Raw genomic sequence first — 20,128 nt, 5'->3', positions numbered from 1 at the left:
GGGCAGTCCACGGCAGAAGCGTGCCCCTCCACGCTCACGCTCCCTGGGGCGTGGACCACGACGTGACAGAGAAGATCACGAAGGACGCGCAGAAGGCCCTGAGTGACGCCCTCCGCCCCTGGCGAGAGAAGTTCCCGGGTGTGGAGGTGGCCGGCGACATCGGTCTTGAAAGCCCCACCAAGGCCGTGGTCCGTGCCGCTGAGGGCGCAGGGCTGCTGGTCGTCGGCCGACGCAGGCATCGTCCCGCCCTGGCACCCCCATTGGGTTCCGTGGCCACCGCCGCGATCCATCACGCGCGCTGTCCCGTCGCCGTCATTTCGCATGACTGAGCCGAGCCACCGCGAGGAGCCGCCGGTACCGGCGCACCGGACCGACGCGTCCGCGCTCAGGGCCGGCATCGGCCTCGATGTTCCGCCACTCCCACGCGCTGAGGTGTGCGAAACGCACACCGCGGTCCTGTTCTTCGTCGGTGACCGCGCCTACAAGCTGAAGAAGCCGGTCGACCTGGGGTTCCTCGACTACACGACCACGGCGGCCCGGCGGATCGACTGCGAACGGGAAATCGCCCTCAACCGTCGCTTCGCCCCTGACGTCTACCTGGGCCTGGGCGAATTCCGCGGACCGGACGCGGACACGCCCGAGCCTCTCGTGGTGATGCGTCGCATGCCGGCGGAACGCCGGCTGTCCCGGCTCGTGAGTGAAGGCGCCGACATCGACGACGTCCTGCGGTCCGTCGCGCGCCTGCTCGCATCCCGTCACGCGGACGCGCCCCGCAGCCCGGACATCGACGAGCAGGGCAGACGGGACGCGCTGTCCGCACGCTGGGAAGCGAGCTTCACGCAGGTCAGGAGACTGACCGAAGACGGCGGGCTGCTCGACGGGGTGGAGGAGGTGGAGCGCCTGGTGCGTCGCTATCTCGCAGGCCGCGAGGCACTGTTCGACGCCCGTATCGAGCAGGGGCGGGTGGTCGACGGCCACGGCGACCTGCTCGCCCAGGACATCTTCTGTCTCGACGACGGCCCCCGCGTCCTGGACTGTCTGGAATTCGACGACCGCCTCCGCTACGTCGACGGTCTCGACGACGCGGCCTTCCTCGCCATGGACCTGGAGCAGACGGGTGCCCCGGAGACCGCGGCGCTCTTCCTCGCCCAGTACGGCGAGTACTCCGGCGACCCCGCACCGCCGTCCTTGTGGCACCACTACGTCGCCTACCGCGCGTTCGTCCGGGCCAAGGTATCCCTGATCCAGGCAGCTCAAGGCGCTCGCGGTGCGGAGGCAGCAGCACGGCGCCTGGTCACCACGACTCTGCGCCACCTGCGCACCTCCGCCGTCGGCCTGACCCTCGTCGGTGGCCTTCCGGGCAGCGGGAAGTCCACGCTGTCCGGCGCGCTGGCGGATCGTCTGGGCGTCACGCTGCTCAGCAGCGACCGCCTGCGCAAGGAGCTGGCAGGCATTCCGGCGGAGGAATCCGCGGCCGCCGACTACGGCGAAGGGCTGTACACGCCCGAGTGGACGGCGAGGACGTACGCGGCCCTGCTCGACCGGGCGTCCGCGCTGCTGTCACGTGGCGAGTCCGTCGTCCTCGACGCCACCTGGTCCGATGCGGGGCAGCGCGAAACCGCCCTGCGCATGGCTGAACGCACCAGCGCCGACCTGGTGGCCCTGCACTGCCAGGTTCCGGGTGACGTGTCGGCAGCGCGCCTGAGCACCCGCGCCCCCGGGGCATCCGACGCCACCCCGGATGTGGCCAGGGCCATGGCAGCCGCGGAGCCGCCGTGGAACGAGGCCGTCCCCATCGACACCGGCGGCCCTTTGGAGGCAGCAGTCATCCAGGCGATGGCGGCCGTACGCCCGTACGGCTCCGGCCAGGCCCCGGTCTTCCGCCGCCCCTACATGGAGCCGGACTGAGCAGAGCGGCGACGACGGGTGCGGCGGCGCGCTCGCCGCAACGGATGTCCTGGCGACAGCTTGATCTCCGGTTTCATCGGATGTCCAGCACCTCGGCCACGGGGCGCCGAGGTGTAGCGGGACCCTGCGGTCCGTAGCCGAGCCGGATCACCATCTGGACGTGGGTCATCGCCGAGCCCGGATCGCGCACCGTCCAGCGGAGCGCCGGAAATTCGAGCGGCTGCGAGGTCATGGATGTGACCAGCCCGTCGGCGGTGGCTTGCAGAAGCACCCGCTGCAGGGCCTGTCCTGCTCGTAGCCAGTCCTCGGGCCTGTCACCCGAAGTACCCAGCAGCACGATCTGCGGCTTCTGTTCGAAAGTGGCCCACCCGCGTCCCGGAACGGGCCGGGGGCGACCGAAGTCGCGCACGACCCCACCGCGACCCGCCTGCTTCGGACCGAAGGCGTCCACGGGAATTCCGTCGGGACGGGTCTGTCCTTCCGGCGTGTCGGCATGTGTCCACGCCATCGTCTCCGCCGTCATCGCGGGATCCATTTCCTCGCGATGCTCGGAGTCGTGTACCAGGCCCAACACAGTGTTGGTGTGCCAAGCGTCCGGCACGGCCAGGCGACACCCTTCGAGAAGCGCGGCGGCTCGCAGACCGTCCAACAGCGCTGGAGGAATCTCGTCCTCCGCGAAAGGAAATCGGCTGGTGTGGCGCCGCCGTACGGCTGGGTGGAGGGTTCCGAGGTCCCTGTCCATGGGCCCGGGTTCGTGGAAGTTGGCAGCGGCCAGCAACCACGGATCGTCCGGGTCGGGCAGCAACCGTATGTCTGCGCCCCAGCCTGCCGAGGCTGCGGACACCCGTAGGTTGAACAACGCGGCGGCGCAGCCCAGGTGGAGGGCGCGGTGGTCCGGGTCGGCACGGGGCATGGCGCGGCCCGGATCGCCGTACAGCTCGATCAGCCCGGAGGCTGGTCGGTACAGGAACTTCCAAGGCTGGGCGTTGTGCATGGACGGAGCCGTGACAGCATCCTCGATGAGCGGAACCATCTCTGCCGGGTCCGGAAGTGGTGTGGTCATGGGACTTTCCTGCCTGTGCGGTGGGCCTCACTCGTGGGCGATGACGGCGACCGGCGAGACCGCGTGGTGCATCACGGCGTGTGTGATGGGGCCGATGTGGGTGCCGAATGCGGAGTGGCGGATCCGGCGGCCGACGACGACGAGGGCGGCGATGGCGGCCGCGTCGAGGATCTGAATCGCAGGCTGGCCGATGGTGGCCCGGGAGTCGATCTGCAGCGAAGGGTACTTCTCGCGCCAGGGGTTGATCATCTCGTCCAGTGTGGTGGTGATGCCGTGGGCCATTTCCTGCTGGACCCCGGGGTCGAGAGCCGGTGCGTAGCTGAGGATGGGCGGTGGCGACCAGCCGTGGATGATCACGAGTGGGCAGTGGCGGTGGGACGCCTCCTCGAAGGCGAAGGCGAGCAGCTTGTCACAGGGTTGGTGGATGTCCACGCCGACCACGATGGGGCCGCGGTCGAGGTTGCCGTCCGGTGGTTTGCCCGCGCGGTCCACCGACCGGACCAGCACGACGGGGCGAACGGCCTCGATGATGGTGGAAGCGCCGGTGGACCCGACGAGGAATCCCGCGATGCTGCCGAGCGCGCGGGAGCCGAGTACGAGCATGTCGGAATCTTCGGCGGCGCGCGTGAGCGCCAGGGAGGGCAGCCCGCCCACTCGGCGGGTGTCGACCTTCAACGACGGATGTGCGCGACGCGTCTCATCGGCGGTGTCGCGGAGGACGGCTTCGGCCCACTGCCGACGTTCCTCTGTGGTCGTGACGGGAAGGGGAGGATCCTCCAGCCATTCCTCAGCGTGGACCAAGTCCAGCGAGGCACCGCGAAGCTCGGCCTCATGTGCTGCCCAGCAGGCAGCCGCCGTACTTTCCGGGGACCCGTCGAGGCCGACGGTCACTCGGTTCGCCATGGTCTCCATCTCCTTCTGCATGGGATGGCGCTTCTCCCGCTCACTTCAGCCTGAATGCCCTACGGTCTCCTGTTGAGGGGCCGGTCGGCCCCCCGTGGGACCGACCGGCCCCGTCTCCGATGTGGTGGACGAGAGGTCTGGGGCCTTGATCAACCAGGTCGGTCACGTGAGGTGGTCTGTCGGCCGGCCCGGCGCCCGGCAAGAGTCCGGAAGGTCTCGGGCTGTGCCCCATGGTGCAGGGAAGCCACGCCCCGTGATCTCGCGTCGACGAGCGCGGCGCTGGGCCCAAGCCCAGACTGGAGACGGAAGGGATGCACGGGTGAGGAGGCAGCCATGACTACCGCACGGGACATCATGCACAGCGGTGCCACCTGCGTACAGGAGACCGAGACGCTCATGGACGCGGCCCGGCGGATGAGCGAACTGGACGTCGGTGCGCTGCCGATCTGCGGGCCCGACGACCGTCTGCACGGCATCATCACCGACCGTGACATCGTGCTGAAGTGCCTGGCCAAGGGCAAGGACCCGCACCACATGACAGCCGGGCAGCTCGCGCAGGGCAAACCAGTCACGGTCGACGCGGGCGCTGACACGAGCCAGGTGCTGCAGACGATGCAGGAGCACCGGATCCGGCGTGTCCCGGTGATCGCCGACCACCGCCTCGTCGGAATGATCAGCGAGGCCGATCTCGCCAGGCACCTGTCCGAGGAGCAGGTGGGCCACTTCGTCGAGACGATCTGCGCGGAGCGGTAAGCCGCAGCGCGTCGTCTTGCGCCGCTATTCGTGCGCGATGATGGCGACGGGCGCCTTGGCGTGGTGGAGGACCGCGTGGGTGACCGGTCCGATGTGCGCGCCGATCGAGGACCTTCGGATGCGGCGGCCGACGACGATGAGACCTGCTTCGGAAGACCTTTCGACGAGGCTTGTGGCGGCGTGCCCGACGCTCGCGCGCGAGATGACGCCCACGTCCGGGTACTTGTCCCGCCAGGGCCCCAGGGCGTCGCCCAGAGAGGCCTGCGCGCTCATCTCGAGCTGGGCGTGGACTCTTGGATCGTACGCCGCGCCGTACCCCACCAACGGAGGTAGCGACCAGGTGTGCAGGACGTGGAGGGCGCAGGCCCGCCGCGCCGCTTCCTCGAAGGCGAAGGCGAGCAGCGCATCGCACGGCCTGCTGATGTCGAGGCCCACCAGCAGCTCACGGGCTGCGTGCCGGCCGTCGGGGTGCGGCACGGCGTCCTCGATGGCCCGCACCATGACCACCGGCCGTACCGTCGCCTGGATGACGGCCATGCCGACGGAGCCGAGGACGAAGCCCGTGACGGTGCCCAGTCCCCGGGAGCCCAGGACGATCATGCTCGCGCCGGCCGCGACACCGGCGAGCTCGGCAGCCGGTCTGCCGTCGAGTGACCGGATAACGACGTCCAATCCGGGGTGGCTCGCGCGCAGTTCGTCGGCGGTCTCGTTCAGCAGCGCCTGGGCCCAGTGGCGGCGTACATCGCTCGTCGGCATGGGGCGGTCGCGGGGAGATGACCATTCCTCGGAGTGGATGAGATGGAGCGGCATGCCGCGCAGGACGGCCTCTCGCGCCGCCCAGTGGGCCGCCGCGAGGCTTTCCGCGGATCCGTCGAGGCCGACGACGATTCGATCGTTCATGATGGCTCCTCTCGGCAGGGGCCCACATGGGTCGGGGAGTTCGTATCCGCCCGTGGCGAGGCGGAGCGGCGGCTTCTTCAGGCCGAGTTCGTGTCGTCGATGGCGTATCCGAGATGCTGGGTTACGGAGACCACGCCGTCCACGGTCCGGCAGAGGCGTTCGATGATCGGGATGAGGCTCCTGAAGTCGACGGTTCCGTGCAGTTCGACCCGGCCTTCGGTGACGGTCACGGTGATGGCCGAGGGGCTCTGACGCAGGCCGAGTTCGAGCACGTCACTCATGACCTCGTGACGGATGTCCTCGTCGTCCCGGAGGAAGATCCGCAGCAGGTCCCGCCGGCTGACGATTCCGATCAGTACGTCCGAGTCGTCCACGACCAGCAGCCGCTTGACTCCTTGGGCCTCCATCAACCTGGCGGCTTCGGCGACGGTCCAGTCCGGTCTGGCGCACACGGGGGGCGAGGACATCAGCTCCTCGGCCCGTGTACCCGCGGCCTTGTCCTCCTGCCAGACCTCCCGTTCGGGAAGTGACCGGAAGTAGTCGCTTTGGCCTGCGGACTTCGGCAGCAGGTCCCGCTCCGAGATCACGCCGAGCGGGTGGCCGGAAGGGTCGACGACCGGGACGGCCGACACCTTGTGTTCCGTGAGGGTGCGGGCGATCTCCTTGAAGGGGGCGTTGTTGGGGACGGTGACGACCTCGTGGGTCATCAGCTCGCGGACTTCCCGATGCTTCATGCTCTTCTCCTACCGCTCAGTGGCCGGCTCAGCGCCGACCGACACGTCGTCCTGCTGGTAGTCGAGCCGGTTGACCACGTCCACGACGCCGTCGACGCTCTGACACAGGCGCAGCACGATGGGGACCAGACTGCGTCGGCCGACGGTCCCGCTGAGGGTCACCAGCCCGTCGGTGACTTCGACGGTCAACGATGACGGGCTGAGCCCGAGGGTGCGGGTCAGGACGTCTTCGAGGATTTCCTCCTGGATGGCGTGGTCCCTGCGCAGGAAGAGCTGAAGCAGGTCACTGCGGCTCAGGATGCCGATCAGTCGGCCGGCGGCGTCCACCACGGGCAGTCTCTTGACCTGGCGCCCCCGCATGACCCGCGCTGCTCGGACGACGCTCCATTCGGTCTGGGCGGTGATGGCGGGGCTGGTCATGAGATCGGCGGCGGTGTTCGCGCCGCTGCCGGAACTGCGCTTGCGGAGAAGGTCGGCTTCGGAGACGACGCCCACGGGACGCTCTGCCTCGTCCACCACGGGTACGGCGGAGATGTCGAACTCCTTCAGGAGCCTTGCGATTTCCTTGAACGGGGTGCCCCGCTGGACGCCGACAGCTGTCGGAGTCATCAGGTCGGCGACACTGCGGTGCCTCATCGTCGGCCTCCTTCACGCGCGGACTTCGGTGCCGAGGCGTACTGCCGTGACGTCCACGACCCCTGGTACGGTGCGCGCGACACGCACCAGCACGTCCTTCAGGGCCGGGTCGGGGATGGAGCCGTTCAGGTGCACGATGCCGTCGGCCACGTGGACCTGAACCATGGCCGATCCGGCGGGGATGAGCTCCGCCATGATCAGTTGGCGCAGCTCCTCGGCGACATCGGCGTCGGGGCGTAGGTAGATCTTGAGGAGATCGCCCCGGCTGACCACGCCGACGAGACGGCCGGCGCCGTCGACGACGGGGAGCCGCTTGAGGTGGCCGCGGGCCATCAGGCGGGCGGCGCCGGGGATGGTGGCGTCCTTGGTCACGGTGACCGCCGGTACCGTCATCAGCTGCCCGGCGGTGACTGCGCGGGACTCGTCCGCGCCCTGGGCCTTGAGCAGCAGATCCGCTTCGGACACCACGCCGGCGACCCGTCCTTCCTCCGACAGGACGGGCAGGGCGCTGATCCGCCACTGCCGCATGGTCTCCACGATGTCCTTGAACGGTGTTCTGCGGTCGACGGAGATGACGGCGTGAGTCATCACGTCCTCGACGGTGCGAAGCTGCTTCATGACGCCTCCATAAGCGGAGTTCTCATACGTCCGAGCGTGGACACCTGTGCCCGTTGGCGGTAGGGCCGTCAGGGGGGCACTTCGGGCTGATCAGCCCTGTTGTCGATCATGTCGGGCGTGCTTTCATGACATTGACGGAAAGAGTCCCTGAGAGGATGCGGAGAAGCGGTTGATGGCCGTGCACCGCACGATCGGGATCCGCGAGAAGCGGGCGGGCTCTTTCCGCCCTTTGCTGTGAGGGTCAATGGGCGGCGGGGTCCGGATCGGGAGCCGTCGACAGGTCGTCGATCGCGTAGCCGAGTGCTTGGTCCACGCTGACGACCCCGTCGACCGACTGGCACAGTCGTTCCACGACCGGAATGGTGGACCGGTCCTCGACCTGGCCGCTCAAGGAGACGATCCCATCGCGTACGGTCACCGCAACGCCGCCGGGCGTCATCCTGAGCGTCCGGCCCAGCACGTCGTCGACGATCTCATCACGGATGGCGTCGTCGCGACGGAGCATGGGGCGCAACAGGTCGGTGCGGCTGACGATGCCCACCAGGGTTCCGGTCTCGTCGACCACCGGCAGACGCTTGACACCCCGCTCGTGCAGGAAGCGGGCCGTCTCGACGATGCCCCACTCCGGCCGGGCGGCCAGGACGGGGGTGGACATCAGATCGCCGGCGGTCCGGGCGTCCATGGAGGCACGGTCCATGGGCGCCGTAGTGTGCAGGGGATCACGCCCTTCGGTGTCGGGCAGGCCTGCTTGCCTGCGGAGGAGGTCGGCTTCGGAGACGACGCCGATCGGGTGGTGACGGGTGTCCACGACGGGCAGGGCCGAGACCCCGTTGTGGTCGAGGTTCAGGGCGACCGCTTTGAGTGACGCTTCGGGGCCGGTCGTGGCCACGTTCCTGGTCATGACGTCTGCGACAGTGCGGTGAGACATGGTCCGATCTCCCTTGTGAGTAGGGCCGTCAGCCGTGAGCGATGACCGCGACGGGGGCGGCGGCGTGGTGCAGGACCGCATGGGCCACGGAGCCCAGATGCGCCCCCAGAGGGGAACGGCGCAGACGGCGGCCCACCACGACGAGGTCCGCGCTCGCTGCTGCTTGGACGAGCTGGTCGCCGGCGGACCCCATGAACGCCTCGTGGGTGACGCTCACGGACGGGAACTTGTGCCGCCACGGCATCAGCATGTCGTCGAGCATCACGGTGACACTCCGGCCGAGCTCCCGCTCGTTCTCCGGGTCGAAGAAGGGGGCGTACTCGTACATGGACGGCATCCTCCAGCCGTGGACCGCACGCAGGGCGCAGCCACGACGGGCGGCTTCTTCGAAGGCGAAGGCGAGAACGCTGTCCGCTGCCTCGTGGATGTCGACACCCACGACGATCTCCCCGTACCGGGTGGGCGCCGGCTCGTCCGGTGAGTCCGACACGCGTACGAGCGTCACCGGCGTCTCGGTGGCCACGAGTGTCGACATGCTCACCGAGCCGACGAAGAAGCCGAGCAGGCCTCCCACCCCGCGGGAGCCGAGTACGAGCAGCCCGGCGTCCACCGCCTCCGCGGCCAGGGCTGCCGCCGGCCTGCCGGAGAGGCATCTCGTCGAGACCTCCAGGCCGGGATGCCGGCGTCGCACGTCCTCCGATGCCTCGGTGAGCGCCTCGTCGGCCCAGCGGTCGGCCGCTTCGCGGCCCGGCATCGGTACCGCAGGGCTGATCAGCCAGTCGACGGCGTGGACGAGCCTCAGCGGCACCTCGCGCAAGGCCGCCTCCCGGGCGCCCCAACGGGCCGCGGCCCGGCTCTCTGGCGAGCCGTCCACGCCGACGGTCACATGGTGCTTCATGGCCAGAACCTCCTTGGGCGGCGCGGGGCCGCGATCCTCTTCCAGCGTGGCCTGCGGCGCGATGACCGAGGAGGGGCCGAGCGGCCCCATCTGGGGCCGACCAGCCCCCTACTTCACGGCGGTGCGCGAGGCGATGTAGTCCGCGCAGCCGTCCAGGGCGTTCAATGCCGGATAGTCGGACTCGGGCAGTGCGAGCCCGGTGCGCTCGCTCAGTGCCTCGATGAAGTTGAGGAAGTCCAGCGAGTCCATCTCCAGGTTCTCGCGGAAGTTCTCGTCCGGCGAGAGCGTTGCCGCGTCGGCGCCGGGAACCACGTCAGTCAGAACGTCCTTGATCAGTACGAGGGCCTCGTCGCGGTTCACAGTTCCTCCGGTCGTTGGAGCAGGCGGTCCATGGCCGTCAGCAATCGCGCCCCGGTCGCACCGTCGCTCGCGCGGTGGTCGGCGGCGAGCGTGGCCGTCACGGTCGGGTGCACCGTGAGCATCCCGTCCAAAGCCACCGGCTGCTCGATGACACGCCCCAGACCGACGAGCGCGACCTGCGGTGGGTAGATCACTCCGAAGACCGCCTCCACTCCTTGATCGCCGAGGTTGGTCACCGTCAGCGTCGGGTCGGCGGTCTCCGAAGCCCGCAGTCGGCCGCCGCGCGCCCGCGAGACCAGTTCCTTCAGCGTCGCCATCAGCTCCGGCAGCGGCATGGTGTCGGCGTCCGCCAACGCCGGTGCGACCAGGCCGCCACCACGCAGGGACACCGCGACACCGAGTCGCACGGTAGGCGAGGGGACGAACGCCTCGTCCTTCCAATAGCCGTTCAATTCCGGTACTTGGCGTGTTGCCAGGGCAACCGATTTGAGCAGCAGAGCCGCCGGCACGAGCCGTTCCGCCACGGGCCTGCTCGCATTTCGGTCGCGCATCCACGCCATCGCGACGGCCAGGTCGATCGTCGTCGACAAGTAGTAGTGGGGGATGTCCCTGTTGGCGCGGCTCATCAGAGTCGCAATCGCCGCGCGCGCCGGATACGCGGGCTCGGCCGTCGCCGAAGACGGGCGCGCCGGTTCGCGGCTTTCGACCGTACGGGACGGAGGGCTCGCCATGGCGGCCCGTACGTCATCGGCCCGGATCGTGCCGCCCCGCCCGGATCCCGTCAGGACACTCAGGTCGACGCCCGATGACCGGGCCAGCCGACGGGCGAGCGGCGAGGCCTTCACCCGCTCGGGCCCTTCGGCCGGTGCGTGTTCCACGTCGGAGCGCGTGATCCGACCGCCTTTGCCGGAGCCGTGCACGGACGACAGGTCGATGCCCTTCTGCTCGGCCAAGTGCCTCACCAGGGGAGTGGACACGGCGTCCCCGCCCGGGGTGGTGGTGCGTCCGGGAGCGGCTTGCGGTTCGGAGGCCGGGACCGTTGGCTGCTTCGCAGGGGCAGGGGCAGGGGCAGGGGCAGGGGCAGGTGGCTCGTCCCCCGAGTCGATGACGGCCATCCGTGTGCCGACCGGCACGGTGGTCCCCGGTTCGACGAGAAGTGCACCTATCGTTCCCGAGTCGAAGCACTCGACCTCGATCGTCGACTTGGCCGTCTCCACGACAGCGACGACATCACCCTTTGTGACGGTGTCGCCGGGCCCTACCAGCCATTCCACGAGGGTGCCCTCGTCCATGTCCGCGCCGAGGGAGGGCATGGTGAATTCGGCCATGTCAGCTCACCGTCCGGCGAACGGCGTCCACGATGGTCGCAGGCTGGGGCAGCGCCGCTTCTTCGAGCTGCCTGGCATAGGGAATGGGGACTTCCGCGCTGCATACGCGCTGAACGGGGGCGTCGAGCTCGTAGAACGCCTGCTCGGTGATGCGGGACGAGATCTCCGCGGCCAGGCTGCCGCTGCGCCATGCCTCGTCGACGATCACGGTCCGGTGGGTTCGGCCGATGGATGCCATGACGGTGGCGTCGTCGAGGGGGCGCAGGGCACGTAGGTCCACGACCTCCGCGCTGATGCCCTCCCCGGCAAGGGTTTCCGCGGCTGCCAGGGCCTTCGGCAGGGAGCCGCCGTACGTGATCACCGAGACGTCCGTGCCTGCCCGGCGTACGGCCGCCGTGTCGAGATCGACGGCATCGACGGTCTCGTCCAAGGAGCCCTCCGCGTTGTAGAGGCTGCCGTGCTCGAAGATCAGCACCGGATCCGGGTCGGCGAGCGCGGCTGCGAGCATGTGGCGCGCGTCGTCGACCGTGGCGGGGGCCAGCACCCGGATGCCGGGGATGTGGGCGTACCAGCCTTCGAGGCTGTGAGAGTGCTGGGCGCCGAGCTGCCGGCCTGCTCCGGTCGTCATGCGGATCACCACGGGGACGCTCATCTGTCCTCCGGACATGTGAAGCAACGTGGCCGCGTTGTTGAGGATCTGGTCCAGCGCCAGGAGACTGAAGTTGACGGTCATGATCTCGACCACGGGCCGCATCCCGCCGAGCGCGGCGCCGATGCCCGCGCCGACGAATCCGGATTCGGACAGCGGCGTATCGCGGATCCGGTCGGGTCCGAACTCTTCGAGCAGTCCCAGGCTGACGCCGAAGCATCCGCCGTACCGGCCCACGTCCTCGCCCATGAGGAAGACCCGCTCGTCCTGGAGCAGGGCCTCGCGCAGCCCCTCACGGAGCGCCTCTCGATACGTGGTCGGCCGCAGCGTTCCGGTCGGTGTCTTCCGCGTACTCATGCCGTGCTCCCGGATTCGCTCGTGACGAAGCGGAGCAGGTCCGCGACCGGTTCCAGCGGGGCGTCCTCGGCCCCCCGTACGGCCTCGTCGATTTCGGCGAGTACCTCCTTGTCGAGTTCTTCCATCACCCGGTCGTCGAGCTGCCCTTCGGAACGCATCAGTTCGGCCAGCCCTTTGAGGGGGTCGCGTCCCTTCCATTCCTCGATCTCGGACTTGGCCCGGTACCTGTCCGGGTCGTACATGGAATGGGCACGGAACCGGTACGTCTGTGCCTCGAGGAAGTGCGGTCCGTTGCCCGCGCGCACGGACTCCGTCGCCCGGAGTGCGGCGGCTTCGACGGCGAGAACGTCCATGCCGTCGACGGTCCAGGCAGGCATCCCGTACGAAGCGGCACGCATGGCGAGGTTGGTCTGGGCGTGCTCCCGGGCCAGGCTCGTACCCATGGCGTACAGGTTGTTCTCGCAGACCAGCAACAGGGGCAGCTGCCACAGGGCCGCGAGGTTGGCCGTCTCGTGGAACTCGCCTTCGGCGAAAGCTCCGTCCCCGAAGAAGCAGCAGGTGACGCGGGTGCTGCCGCGCATCCTGTCGGCGAGTGCGAGCCCGGCCGCCAGGGGCAGGCCGCCGGCCACGATCGCGTTGCCCCCGTAGAAGCGGCGGGCGGCGTCGAAGAGGTGCATGGAGCCGCCGCGTCCGCGGCTGCAGCCGGTGGCCTTGCCATACATCTCGGCCATCACGGCGTCGGCGGGGACCCCGCGGGCCAGGGCGTGCCCGTGTTCGCGGTAGGTGGACACCACCGCGTCCTCCTCGCGCAGGGCCTGGTTGACGCCCACGGCGACGGCTTCCTCACCGATGCAGAGGTGGACGAAACCACGGATCTTCGCGCCGCTGTAGAGCTCCACGCACCTTTCCTCGAACCGCCTGATGGCGAGCATCCGACGGAGCATGGCCAGGCGATGTCCAGGTGCGGGATGCCCGTCGGGAGTGCCGCGGGCGCCAGTGGCCGGCCCCTTCTTGCGCCCCCTCTTGCGTGCTGTGCTCCGGGCTTTTCTTTCGTGCTGCGGGGTGGTGCTGCTCATGGTTCCGCCTTCTCTCACGAGCGGGTCATCCGGGGTTCTCCAGCGTGGACAGATCCCCTTCGGGCAATCCCAGTTCCCGGGCCCGCAGCAGGCGGCGCATCACCTTGCCGCTGCGCGTCTTGGGAAGGTTCTGCTCGAACTCGATCTCTCTTGGGGCCACCGCGGGGCCCAGCCGCCTGCGTGCGAACGCCAGAAGTTCCCGCTTGAGGGACGCGTCGGGGGCGAGCCCCGGACGGAGGGAGACAAAGGCCTTGACGACAGCTCCCACGACCGGGTCCGGGCGGCCGATGACGCCGGCCTCCGCGACGGCGGGATGCTCCATCAGCGTGCTCTCCACCTCGAACGGGCCGATGAGGTGTCCTGCCGACTTGATGACGTCGTCGGCGCGGCCGACGAACCAGAACCACCCGTCCTCGTCGCGTTTCGCGAGGTCGCCGGTGAGATACCAGCCGTCTGCGAAGCAAGCCCGGTAACGGGCCTCCTCGTTCAGATAGCCCCGGAACATGGAGGGCCAGCCCGGGCGCAGCGCCAGCTCACCCTCGACGCCCGCCTCGGTGATGACGTGCACGTGTCCTGCGGTGACCTCGGCCCGTCCGTCCTCGCGGCGTTCGAGCAACGCGGCGTCCACACCGGGCAGGGGCCTTCCCATGGAGCCGGGCCGGATGTCGCTGGCCGCGAAGTTGGCGATCATGATCGCTCCGGTCTCCGTCTGCCACCAGTTGTCGTGGATCGGCAGACCGAGCACCTCCTGCCCCCACAGGACGGCCTCCGGGTTGAGCGGCTCGCCCACGCTCGCGATGAATCGAAGGGCCGAAAGGTCGTACGGTCCGGGGAGCTGTCGGGTGCCGTCTCTGGGGGTGGCGCGCATCAGCATGCGGATCGCGGTCGGTGCCGTGTACCAGACGGTGACCCGCTGGTCGTCGAGGATGCGGTACCAGCGGTGGACGTCGAAGTCCCCCTCGTCCACCACGACGGTCGCGCCGTGGGTGAGCGGAGCGATGATTCCGTAGGAGGTACCGGTCACCCACCCGGGGTCCGCCGTACACCAGTAGACGTCCTCCCGGCGGAGGTCGAGTGCGAAGGCCGCCGTCGCGTGGTGGGCCACGACCGCTTCGTGCACATGGACCGCGCCCTTGGGGGTTCCGGTCGTGCCGCTGGTGAAGTGCAACAGCGCCATGTCCTCCGGGTCCGTGGGCGGTACGGCGTACTCCTCCGGAGCCTGCTCCATGAGCTCGGCGAAGGAGACGGTGCCCGGCGGTGGACCGTGGACCGGGCCCACGAGCAGGACATGGTCCAGACGGGGCAGGCGCTGCCTGTTCTCCTCGACCTTGCGCCGGTACAGGGCCTCGGTGGTGACAAGGACCCGGGCATCGCCCAGCTCCAGCCGCTGCCGTACGGGCTCGGGTCCGAAGGCCGAGAAGAGCGGACACAGCACGCGTGCGCTGCGCAGTGTGCCCAATACGGTCGTGTAGAGCTCGGGGCAGCGGCCCAGGAGCGTGAAAACCCTCTCCTGCCGTTCCACGCCCAGGGTGGTGAGTGCGTTGGCGAAGCGGCTCGTGAGGCCGCCCAGCTCGGCGTACGTGAGGTGGGTGACGGTGTCGTCGGCCGCGATGCAGTGGAGCGCTTCCCGCCCGCCGCGGCCTGCGGCCAGGTGCCGGTCGACGGCCTCGTAAATCCGCTCGGGCCCGCTCGTAGTCCTGGAGCACGAAGACGGCCTCGGGTCCGGACCATTTGTGGATGATCGAGTGATCCATGGCAGGGTCCCTCTCCTCGCCTTGGAATCTTCAAGGAGAACGCGCGAAGTTGGGTGACGGCCGTAGACGCGGCGTGCGGCCTTCCTGACGTCCCCCGGACGGTCCGCACCGGACGTCGTGGTTACAGGGACATCCCGAGGGCGCTGTGGTGCGGTGGGGTGAGCGGGGAGTCGTCGATGCGGGCCGTCAGGCGGGGGGCGACCGCGACCACACCGTCCAGCTGTCTGGTGAGGCGTATCAGTACCGGAATCTGGCTCTGTCTCTCCAGCCGACCCTCCAGCGTCACGATGCCGTCGACCACGTGCACGGTGACCGCCTCCGCACCCAGCCCCATGGTGTCCACGAGTACGTCCGCGATCACGCGGTGTCGTATCTCCGAGTCCGGTCGCAGGAAGAGCCAGAGCAGGTCGCGGCGTGTGACGATCCCGACGAGTCGGTCCTCGTCGTCCACGACCGGCAGCCGCTCGACGCTCCTGCGGGCCATCAGCCGGGCGGCTCCTGCCGCGGTCTCGTCCCCGTGAACCGTGACCGCCGGTGCGGACATGGCCTCACCAGCGGTGAAGGTCACCTCGGACGGGAACGCGGCCCCGCCTCGGCCGGCATCGGGCTCTTCGCCCATCGGTGGGTGAATGGCGGCCGCGCGGCCGATCAGGTCGCTCTCGGAAACGACGCCGAGCACCCGGTCCTCGTCGTCGAGGACCGGCAGTCCGCTGATGTCGTGCTGAGCGAGCAGCTTGGCGACATCCTTGAAGGGGGTGGACGTCAGGACCGAGACGACCTCGTCGGTCATCAGGTCGCCGACCTTGATGTGCTTCATGAGGCACCTCCTGCCCTCACAGCGATCCACCCGGACGGGAGGGCCGGAGGACGCCGATAACCACGATCCGCCGAATGCCACGAGAGGAGGAGGGCCGAATGGTCCGGAGCCGGGCCCGATAGGACCTGGGCCGCACCCGCGACGCGTTATCGCGCGGACCAGGTCCGGCTCTCCGAGGAGGAACCATGGAAGGCACCACGAGCAGCTCGGAACTCGGCGCCGTCATCGTCGGCGTCGACGGCTCGGAACCGGCCCGCCAGGCAGCATTGTGGGCAGCGGCGGAGGCCGCACGCCGCGAGCGTCCGTTGCACATCGTGCACGGGTCCGACACCGACGGCCGGGTCCTCTACATCTCGGCGAAGAGCATCGAGCGTGTCCGCCAGGCAGGCCGCGAACTGTTGGATGCCACGGCGGCCGCGGTCGCGGAGCAGTTTCCCGGCCTGCAGGTCAACCCCGAGTTCAGCCGCAGCGCACCCGTCCCGAGCCTCCACCAGGCCGCGGGCCTCCATGGCACCATCGTGGTCGGCAGTCGAGGGTTGGGCGGTTTCAGCTCCCTCATGCTCGGATCGGTCGGCCTCAAGGTCGCAGCGGGAGCGAAGACCCCCGTCATCATCGTCAGAGGCACCGAGAACGGCGCCGACACGGGTGCGGTGCTCGCCGCCGTCCGCGACGAACACGACCTCGACTGCGCTCGGTACGCCGCACGCGAGGCACAGGTCCGCGAGGGCTCGCTGCGGCTGCTGCACGTGTGGAACATCCTGCAGTCCGTCGGCGAGGTCGTGACCCTGCTCGACGACGTGGAGGAAATCGCCAACCAGCAGGTCCATCACCTGAACGCGGTGGCGGACCGGATCCGCGAGGAGTTCCCGGACCTGACCGTGCAGGTGGACGCGGACAGGAGCACGTCGGTGGCTTCTGTACTGGTTGAGGCCTCACACCAGGCGGACCTGTTGGTGATGGGCGGCCGACGGTCACCCAGCTATCTCGGGCCCACCCTTGGGCGGGTCACGCACAGCATGGTCCACCATGCCCACTGCCCCGTACAGCTCATTCCGCGCCACACGGACAAGGATGGGAGCGAATCATGAGCGACGCGGGCGAACACGAGGAGGTCGTCGTCGGCATCGACCCGGCCAGGGACTGGCGTCTGCCCCTGGCCTGGGCCGTGGACGAGGCCGGGCGACGCCGCCTAAGTCTGCGACTCGTCGTAGCCGTACCTCCCCAGCACGACACGCCGCGCAGTATCGCCCTGCACCAGGCGGCCTCGGAGGCCCTTGGCGAGGCTGCGGCCTGGAGCAGGGAGCGACACCCGGAGGTCGATGCGGTCGTGGATCTCGTCGAGGGGTTCCCCGCTCCGGCGATCGGTCGACTGTCGGGGCAGGCCCGCATGATCGTGCTCGGCTCCCGTCACCTGAGCCGGACCTCGGAGTTCCTCAGCGCCGGCTCCCTGGTCGTCCCCGTCAGTGCCCAGGCGCAGTGTCCGGTCGTCGTCGTGGGCGACGCCGAGCACGTCACTCAACAGCCGCCCTACCTGGTGGTCGGCATCGACGGAAGCGAGTCCTCGAAGGCGGCACTCGCGGTGGCATTCGGGGAGGCCGACCTCAGGAGGGCCAAGCTGCGAGCCGTCTCGGTGTGGCAGCCACCGCTCTTCCTGCTCCACGACGAGGAGGCCGCGCTCCAGGGGCAACGACGCATGCTGTCCGAGACGACGGCGGGCTGGTCGCAGGAGTACCCAGACGTCGTGTTGACGCACGAGGTGCTGACCGGACACCCGGTGGAGGAGCTCGCCGGTGCCGCCGAGCACGCCCTCGCCGTGGTCGTGGGCCGTCGAGGCAAGGGCGGTTACACGGGCATGCGACTCGGATCGGTCGTCCACGGGCTGCTGCACCGGGCGCACTGCCCGGTGATCACGGTTCCCGCGGGGTGAGGACTGTGTGACGACGCCCGCCGCCCGGTGCGCCGAGTGTCGTGGCGGTGCGACAGAAGTCGAACCGGAACCTGAGATCGGACAGCACTGACCTTCAGCGGGTGCTTACGGAGGGACGGACTGCGTGACGCGCCACAGCCGCCGGGGGAGGCCGCCCTCCTCGAAGGCGGCAACTCGTGCAGAATCCAGCTTCCGGCGAGGGCGTCGACCAGGTCGCGGGGGGAAGAAGTGGACGGCGAAGCCGCTGTGTTCCCAGATGTCGTCTCCGTGCCCGGCACCGGCTTGGTAGTGGGCGTCCCCGGTGTGGCGGACGGTGTAGACGAAGACTCCGCCTGGCCGCGGTACCCGTCGACCGCGGTGACCTGGGCGTGGATCTCCTGGATGGACAGCGCCATGCAGAGCAACCATGCTGACGCCCTCCTCATCAGGCCGGCATCGAAAGGATCGGCCCCTGCCGGGCCACCCAGGGCACCATGCCGTCACCCCGCTTCTGTGGTGACGAGGCGACGCTTTCGGCGGCGATCCGAAGCCGGGAGGCGTGCTGAGAGGCGGCCATGGGGATGGGCCCATCGGCCCTGGTCGCGACCCCGACCGGCCCATGCCCGGACGGCACGGGCCGACGGACAGTGAGGGCAGGCGGGACATGCCCTGCAGGACAGGTCCCAGATCATCGCAACAGGAGCGTGGACCATGTTCTGGTACGACCACGGAATGGGCGGATGGGGCTGGGTGGTCATGTCGTTCAGCATGGTTCTCCTCGTGGCCTTGGCCGTCGCGGGAGTCGTGCTGCTCCTCCGCAGTGCCGACCGATTCCCCTCAGGCCCGGCGCAGCTCCCGACTGCGCCTTCCGCCAAGCAGGTGCTCGCAGAACGGTTCGCCCGAGGCGAGATCGACGAAGAAGAGTACGAACAGCGTCTGACCGCACTGAGTGCGCACGAGCCAGGTCAAGGCCGGCGGGGGCAAGGAGAGAGTTGAGCTCATCACTCCGCCTGGAACGCGAGCGCCGGGGCGTCGTCTTTGCTCTGGCCCGGGGCCGAACGGCCCTTCCCGGAGGCATATCCGGACAGTCAGTCTGAGAACAGAGAGAAGCCTGCGCAGCAAGTGGTTCCGGCGGTTGTGCCGCACGGCTGCGTCTGTGCCCCGAGATGACAGGGCGTCGTCGAACAGGCTGGTGGAGGTCATGGGCTCCTACGTGCACGACTTCACCGAGGGCGGCCCGGGCATGGCCGATCTCCTCGGAGACAAGGGCGCGAGCCTTGCGGAGATGGCGCGCATGGGCCTGCCCGTTCCACCCGGCTTCACCATCACCGCCGAGGCCTGCCGCGTCTTCCTGGCCACCGGCGAGCCGCCGGAGGGCATGGACCGCGAGGTTGGCAAGCACCTGGCGGCGCTGGAGCGGGCTGCCGACAAGCGGCTGGGTCAGGTGGACAATCCTCTGCTGCTGTCGGTCAGGGCGGGGGCGAGGTGCTCCACGCCGGGCTTGATGGACACCATCCTGGACATCGGCCTGAACGACCTGTCCGTGCTCGGACTGGCCAAGGCGCCCGAGCGGGATAGGTTCGGCTGGGATTCCTACCGCCGTCTTGTGCAGATGTTCGGCAGCACGGTCATGGGCGTCGAAAGTTCACTGTTCGAAGACGTGCTCCAGCGAATCAAGGTGCAGCACCGCGTCGTGAACGACTCCCATCTGGACACCTGCGACCTCATCCGGGCTGTCGAAACGTTCAAGGACCTCATTCTCGAACGCACCGGGAGGGCGTTTCCGCAGGATCCGGCCGAGCAACTGCGGCAGGCGATCCTCGCCGCATTCCAGTCTTGGAACGGCGAGCAGAGCGGACTCTGCCAGCATCACGAACACATCCCGGACGACTGCGGAACGGCGGTCACCGTCCAGAGCATGGTCTTCGGGAATTTTGGAGCAGACTCCGGCAGCGGCGTCGCGTTCAGCCGCGATCCGACCACTGGGCGTCCCGGGCTGTACGGCGAGTACCTGCCGAACGCCCAGGGCGACGAGGTCGTCTCGGGCATGCGCACCACCTTGTCGCTCCAGGAGCTGGCCACGCTGGACCCGGCCTCGTTCGAGCGCTTGCGCGGGTACATGGAGCGCACCATGACCGCCCCGACGATCGTCATCGCGAACCCCGCGAGCTGGGCCGAGGCGCGTGCCGGCGAGTCCATCGGCGGGGTCACGATCACCTCCGCTTCACCAAGGCCGAACTCAACCCCGACCTCGCCTGGGCCGATGTCCTCGGCCTATCGGTTCTGGCCGGGATCGGCTTTACCGTCGTCCTTCTGATCGGAGAACTGGCCTTCCCGGGAACGGAAGTCGGTGAGCACGTCAAGGCCGCCGTCCTGATCGCCTCCCTCACCGCGGCCGTGGTCGCCGCCGCCCTGCTCCGGCGCCGGAACAGGATCTACCGGTGTCTGTACGAAGAGGAGACCCTCGACGCCGACGCCGACGGCATTCCCGACATCTACCAGCGCACCCCTGCGGCCGGCGCCAACGACTGACGCGAAGG

20 protein-coding genes and 3 pseudogenes are annotated in these 20,128 nt (G+C 69.1%); 8 read left to right on the top strand and 15 right to left on the bottom strand.

The window, feature by feature from the left end:
• A partial coding sequence (locus ACIQZO_RS29015; protein WP_403631540.1) for a universal stress protein occupies positions 1–329 on the top strand: 329 nt, incomplete at its 5' end.
• A 103-nt stretch (positions 330–432) separates the two neighbouring features.
• Positions 433–1,908 carry an AAA family ATPase gene (locus ACIQZO_RS29010; protein ID WP_403631555.1) on the top strand — a complete coding sequence of 492 codons (1,476 nt, stop codon included), beginning with the start codon at positions 433–435 and terminating at the stop codon, positions 1,906–1,908.
• A gap of 73 nt (positions 1,909–1,981) precedes the next feature.
• Here the strand turns inward: ACIQZO_RS29010 and ACIQZO_RS29005 are convergent, their stop codons facing one another.
• The gene (locus ACIQZO_RS29005; protein WP_403631539.1) at positions 1,982–2,971 is read right to left on the bottom strand and encodes an Acg family FMN-binding oxidoreductase; all 990 of its coding nucleotides are present in this window, start codon (positions 2,969–2,971) and stop codon (positions 1,982–1,984) included.
• Between the two features lie 27 nt (positions 2,972–2,998).
• A complete protein-coding gene (locus ACIQZO_RS29000; RefSeq protein WP_403631538.1) occupies positions 2,999–3,874 on the bottom strand; it encodes a universal stress protein in 876 nt (291 codons plus the stop codon).
• Positions 3,875–4,207: 333 nt separating this feature from the next.
• On the opposite strand from ACIQZO_RS29000, the gene ACIQZO_RS28995 reads away from it, so the two are divergent.
• Positions 4,208–4,627: a CBS domain-containing protein gene (locus ACIQZO_RS28995; RefSeq protein ID WP_403631537.1), complete on the top strand. Its 420-nt coding sequence runs from the start codon at positions 4,208–4,210 to the stop codon at positions 4,625–4,627.
• Positions 4,628–4,651: 24 nt separating this feature from the next.
• On the opposite strand, the gene ACIQZO_RS28990 is transcribed toward ACIQZO_RS28995, so the two are convergent.
• The 13 genes and pseudogenes from ACIQZO_RS28990 to ACIQZO_RS28930 all read right to left on the bottom strand — a co-directional run bounded on the left by ACIQZO_RS28990 (position 4,652) and on the right by ACIQZO_RS28930 (position 15,682).
• Entirely contained in the window at positions 4,652–5,527 is an 876-nt protein-coding gene (locus tag ACIQZO_RS28990) for a universal stress protein (RefSeq protein WP_403631536.1), read from the bottom strand.
• Between the two features lie 77 nt (positions 5,528–5,604).
• Complete coding sequence (locus ACIQZO_RS28985; protein WP_403631535.1) at positions 5,605–6,261, bottom strand: CBS domain-containing protein; 657 nt, start codon at positions 6,259–6,261, stop codon at positions 5,605–5,607.
• Between the two features lie 9 nt (positions 6,262–6,270).
• Entirely contained in the window at positions 6,271–6,897 is a 627-nt protein-coding gene (locus ACIQZO_RS28980; RefSeq protein ID WP_403631534.1) for a CBS domain-containing protein, read from the bottom strand.
• 12 nt (positions 6,898–6,909) lie between these two features.
• A complete protein-coding gene (locus tag ACIQZO_RS28975; protein WP_403631533.1) occupies positions 6,910–7,515 on the bottom strand; it encodes a CBS domain-containing protein in 606 nt (201 codons plus the stop codon).
• A gap of 241 nt (positions 7,516–7,756) precedes the next feature.
• Entirely contained in the window at positions 7,757–8,443 is a 687-nt protein-coding gene (locus tag ACIQZO_RS28970) for a CBS domain-containing protein (protein WP_403631532.1), read from the bottom strand.
• Between the two features lie 28 nt (positions 8,444–8,471).
• Complete coding sequence (locus ACIQZO_RS28965; protein ID WP_403631531.1) at positions 8,472–9,341, bottom strand: universal stress protein; 870 nt, start codon at positions 9,339–9,341, stop codon at positions 8,472–8,474.
• Between the two features lie 108 nt (positions 9,342–9,449).
• A complete protein-coding gene (locus ACIQZO_RS28960) occupies positions 9,450–9,701 on the bottom strand; it encodes an acyl carrier protein (protein WP_403631530.1) in 252 nt (83 codons plus the stop codon).
• A complete protein-coding gene (locus ACIQZO_RS28955) occupies positions 9,698–10,654 on the bottom strand; it encodes a 2-oxo acid dehydrogenase subunit E2 (protein WP_403631554.1) in 957 nt (318 codons plus the stop codon). Before ACIQZO_RS28955 ends, ACIQZO_RS28960 begins: the two co-directional genes overlap by 4 nt.
• Before the next feature lie 210 nt (positions 10,655–10,864).
• Positions 10,865–10,993: pseudogene (locus ACIQZO_RS28950) on the bottom strand (biotin/lipoyl-containing protein); the annotation flags it as partial.
• Between the two features lie 37 nt (positions 10,994–11,030).
• Positions 11,031–12,035 carry an alpha-ketoacid dehydrogenase subunit beta gene (locus ACIQZO_RS28945; RefSeq protein WP_403631529.1) on the bottom strand — a complete coding sequence of 335 codons (1,005 nt, stop codon included), beginning with the start codon at positions 12,033–12,035 and terminating at the stop codon, positions 11,031–11,033.
• Complete coding sequence (pdhA, locus tag ACIQZO_RS28940) at positions 12,032–12,967, bottom strand: pyruvate dehydrogenase (acetyl-transferring) E1 component subunit alpha (protein WP_403631528.1); 936 nt, start codon at positions 12,965–12,967, stop codon at positions 12,032–12,034. The genes ACIQZO_RS28945 and pdhA overlap by 4 nt, the downstream gene beginning before the upstream one ends.
• Positions 12,968–13,136: 169 nt before the next feature.
• Positions 13,137–14,762: an acetate--CoA ligase gene (gene acsA / locus ACIQZO_RS28935; protein WP_403631553.1), complete on the bottom strand. Its 1,626-nt coding sequence runs from the start codon at positions 14,760–14,762 to the stop codon at positions 13,137–13,139.
• A gap of 224 nt (positions 14,763–14,986) precedes the next feature.
• Positions 14,987–15,682: a CBS domain-containing protein gene (locus ACIQZO_RS28930; protein ID WP_403631527.1), complete on the bottom strand. Its 696-nt coding sequence runs from the start codon at positions 15,680–15,682 to the stop codon at positions 14,987–14,989.
• A 185-nt stretch (positions 15,683–15,867) separates the two neighbouring features.
• On the opposite strand from ACIQZO_RS28930, the gene ACIQZO_RS28925 reads away from it, so the two are divergent.
• From ACIQZO_RS28925 to ACIQZO_RS28905, 5 genes and pseudogenes are all read left to right on the top strand, one after another.
• Entirely contained in the window at positions 15,868–16,770 is a 903-nt protein-coding gene (locus tag ACIQZO_RS28925; RefSeq protein WP_403631526.1) for a universal stress protein, read from the top strand.
• A complete protein-coding gene (locus ACIQZO_RS28920; protein ID WP_403631525.1) occupies positions 16,767–17,609 on the top strand; it encodes a universal stress protein in 843 nt (280 codons plus the stop codon). The genes ACIQZO_RS28925 and ACIQZO_RS28920 overlap by 4 nt, the downstream gene beginning before the upstream one ends.
• A 690-nt stretch (positions 17,610–18,299) precedes the next feature.
• A complete protein-coding gene (locus ACIQZO_RS28915; protein ID WP_403631524.1) occupies positions 18,300–18,584 on the top strand; it encodes an SHOCT domain-containing protein in 285 nt (94 codons plus the stop codon).
• A 205-nt stretch (positions 18,585–18,789) separates the two neighbouring features.
• Positions 18,790–19,713: pseudogene (locus tag ACIQZO_RS28910) on the top strand (PEP/pyruvate-binding domain-containing protein); the annotation flags it as partial.
• A 95-nt stretch (positions 19,714–19,808) separates the two neighbouring features.
• A pseudogene (locus ACIQZO_RS28905) lies at positions 19,809–20,120 on the top strand (Na+/H+ antiporter NhaA); the annotation flags it as partial.
• Between the last annotated feature and the right edge of the window lie 8 nt (positions 20,121–20,128).

The organism is Streptomyces sp. NPDC097617 (genome assembly GCF_044761485.1).
In the GTDB taxonomy this organism is placed as follows: Bacteria; Actinomycetota; Actinomycetes; order Streptomycetales; family Streptomycetaceae; genus Streptomyces.
This window is presented reverse-complemented; position numbering and strand designations above follow the sequence as displayed.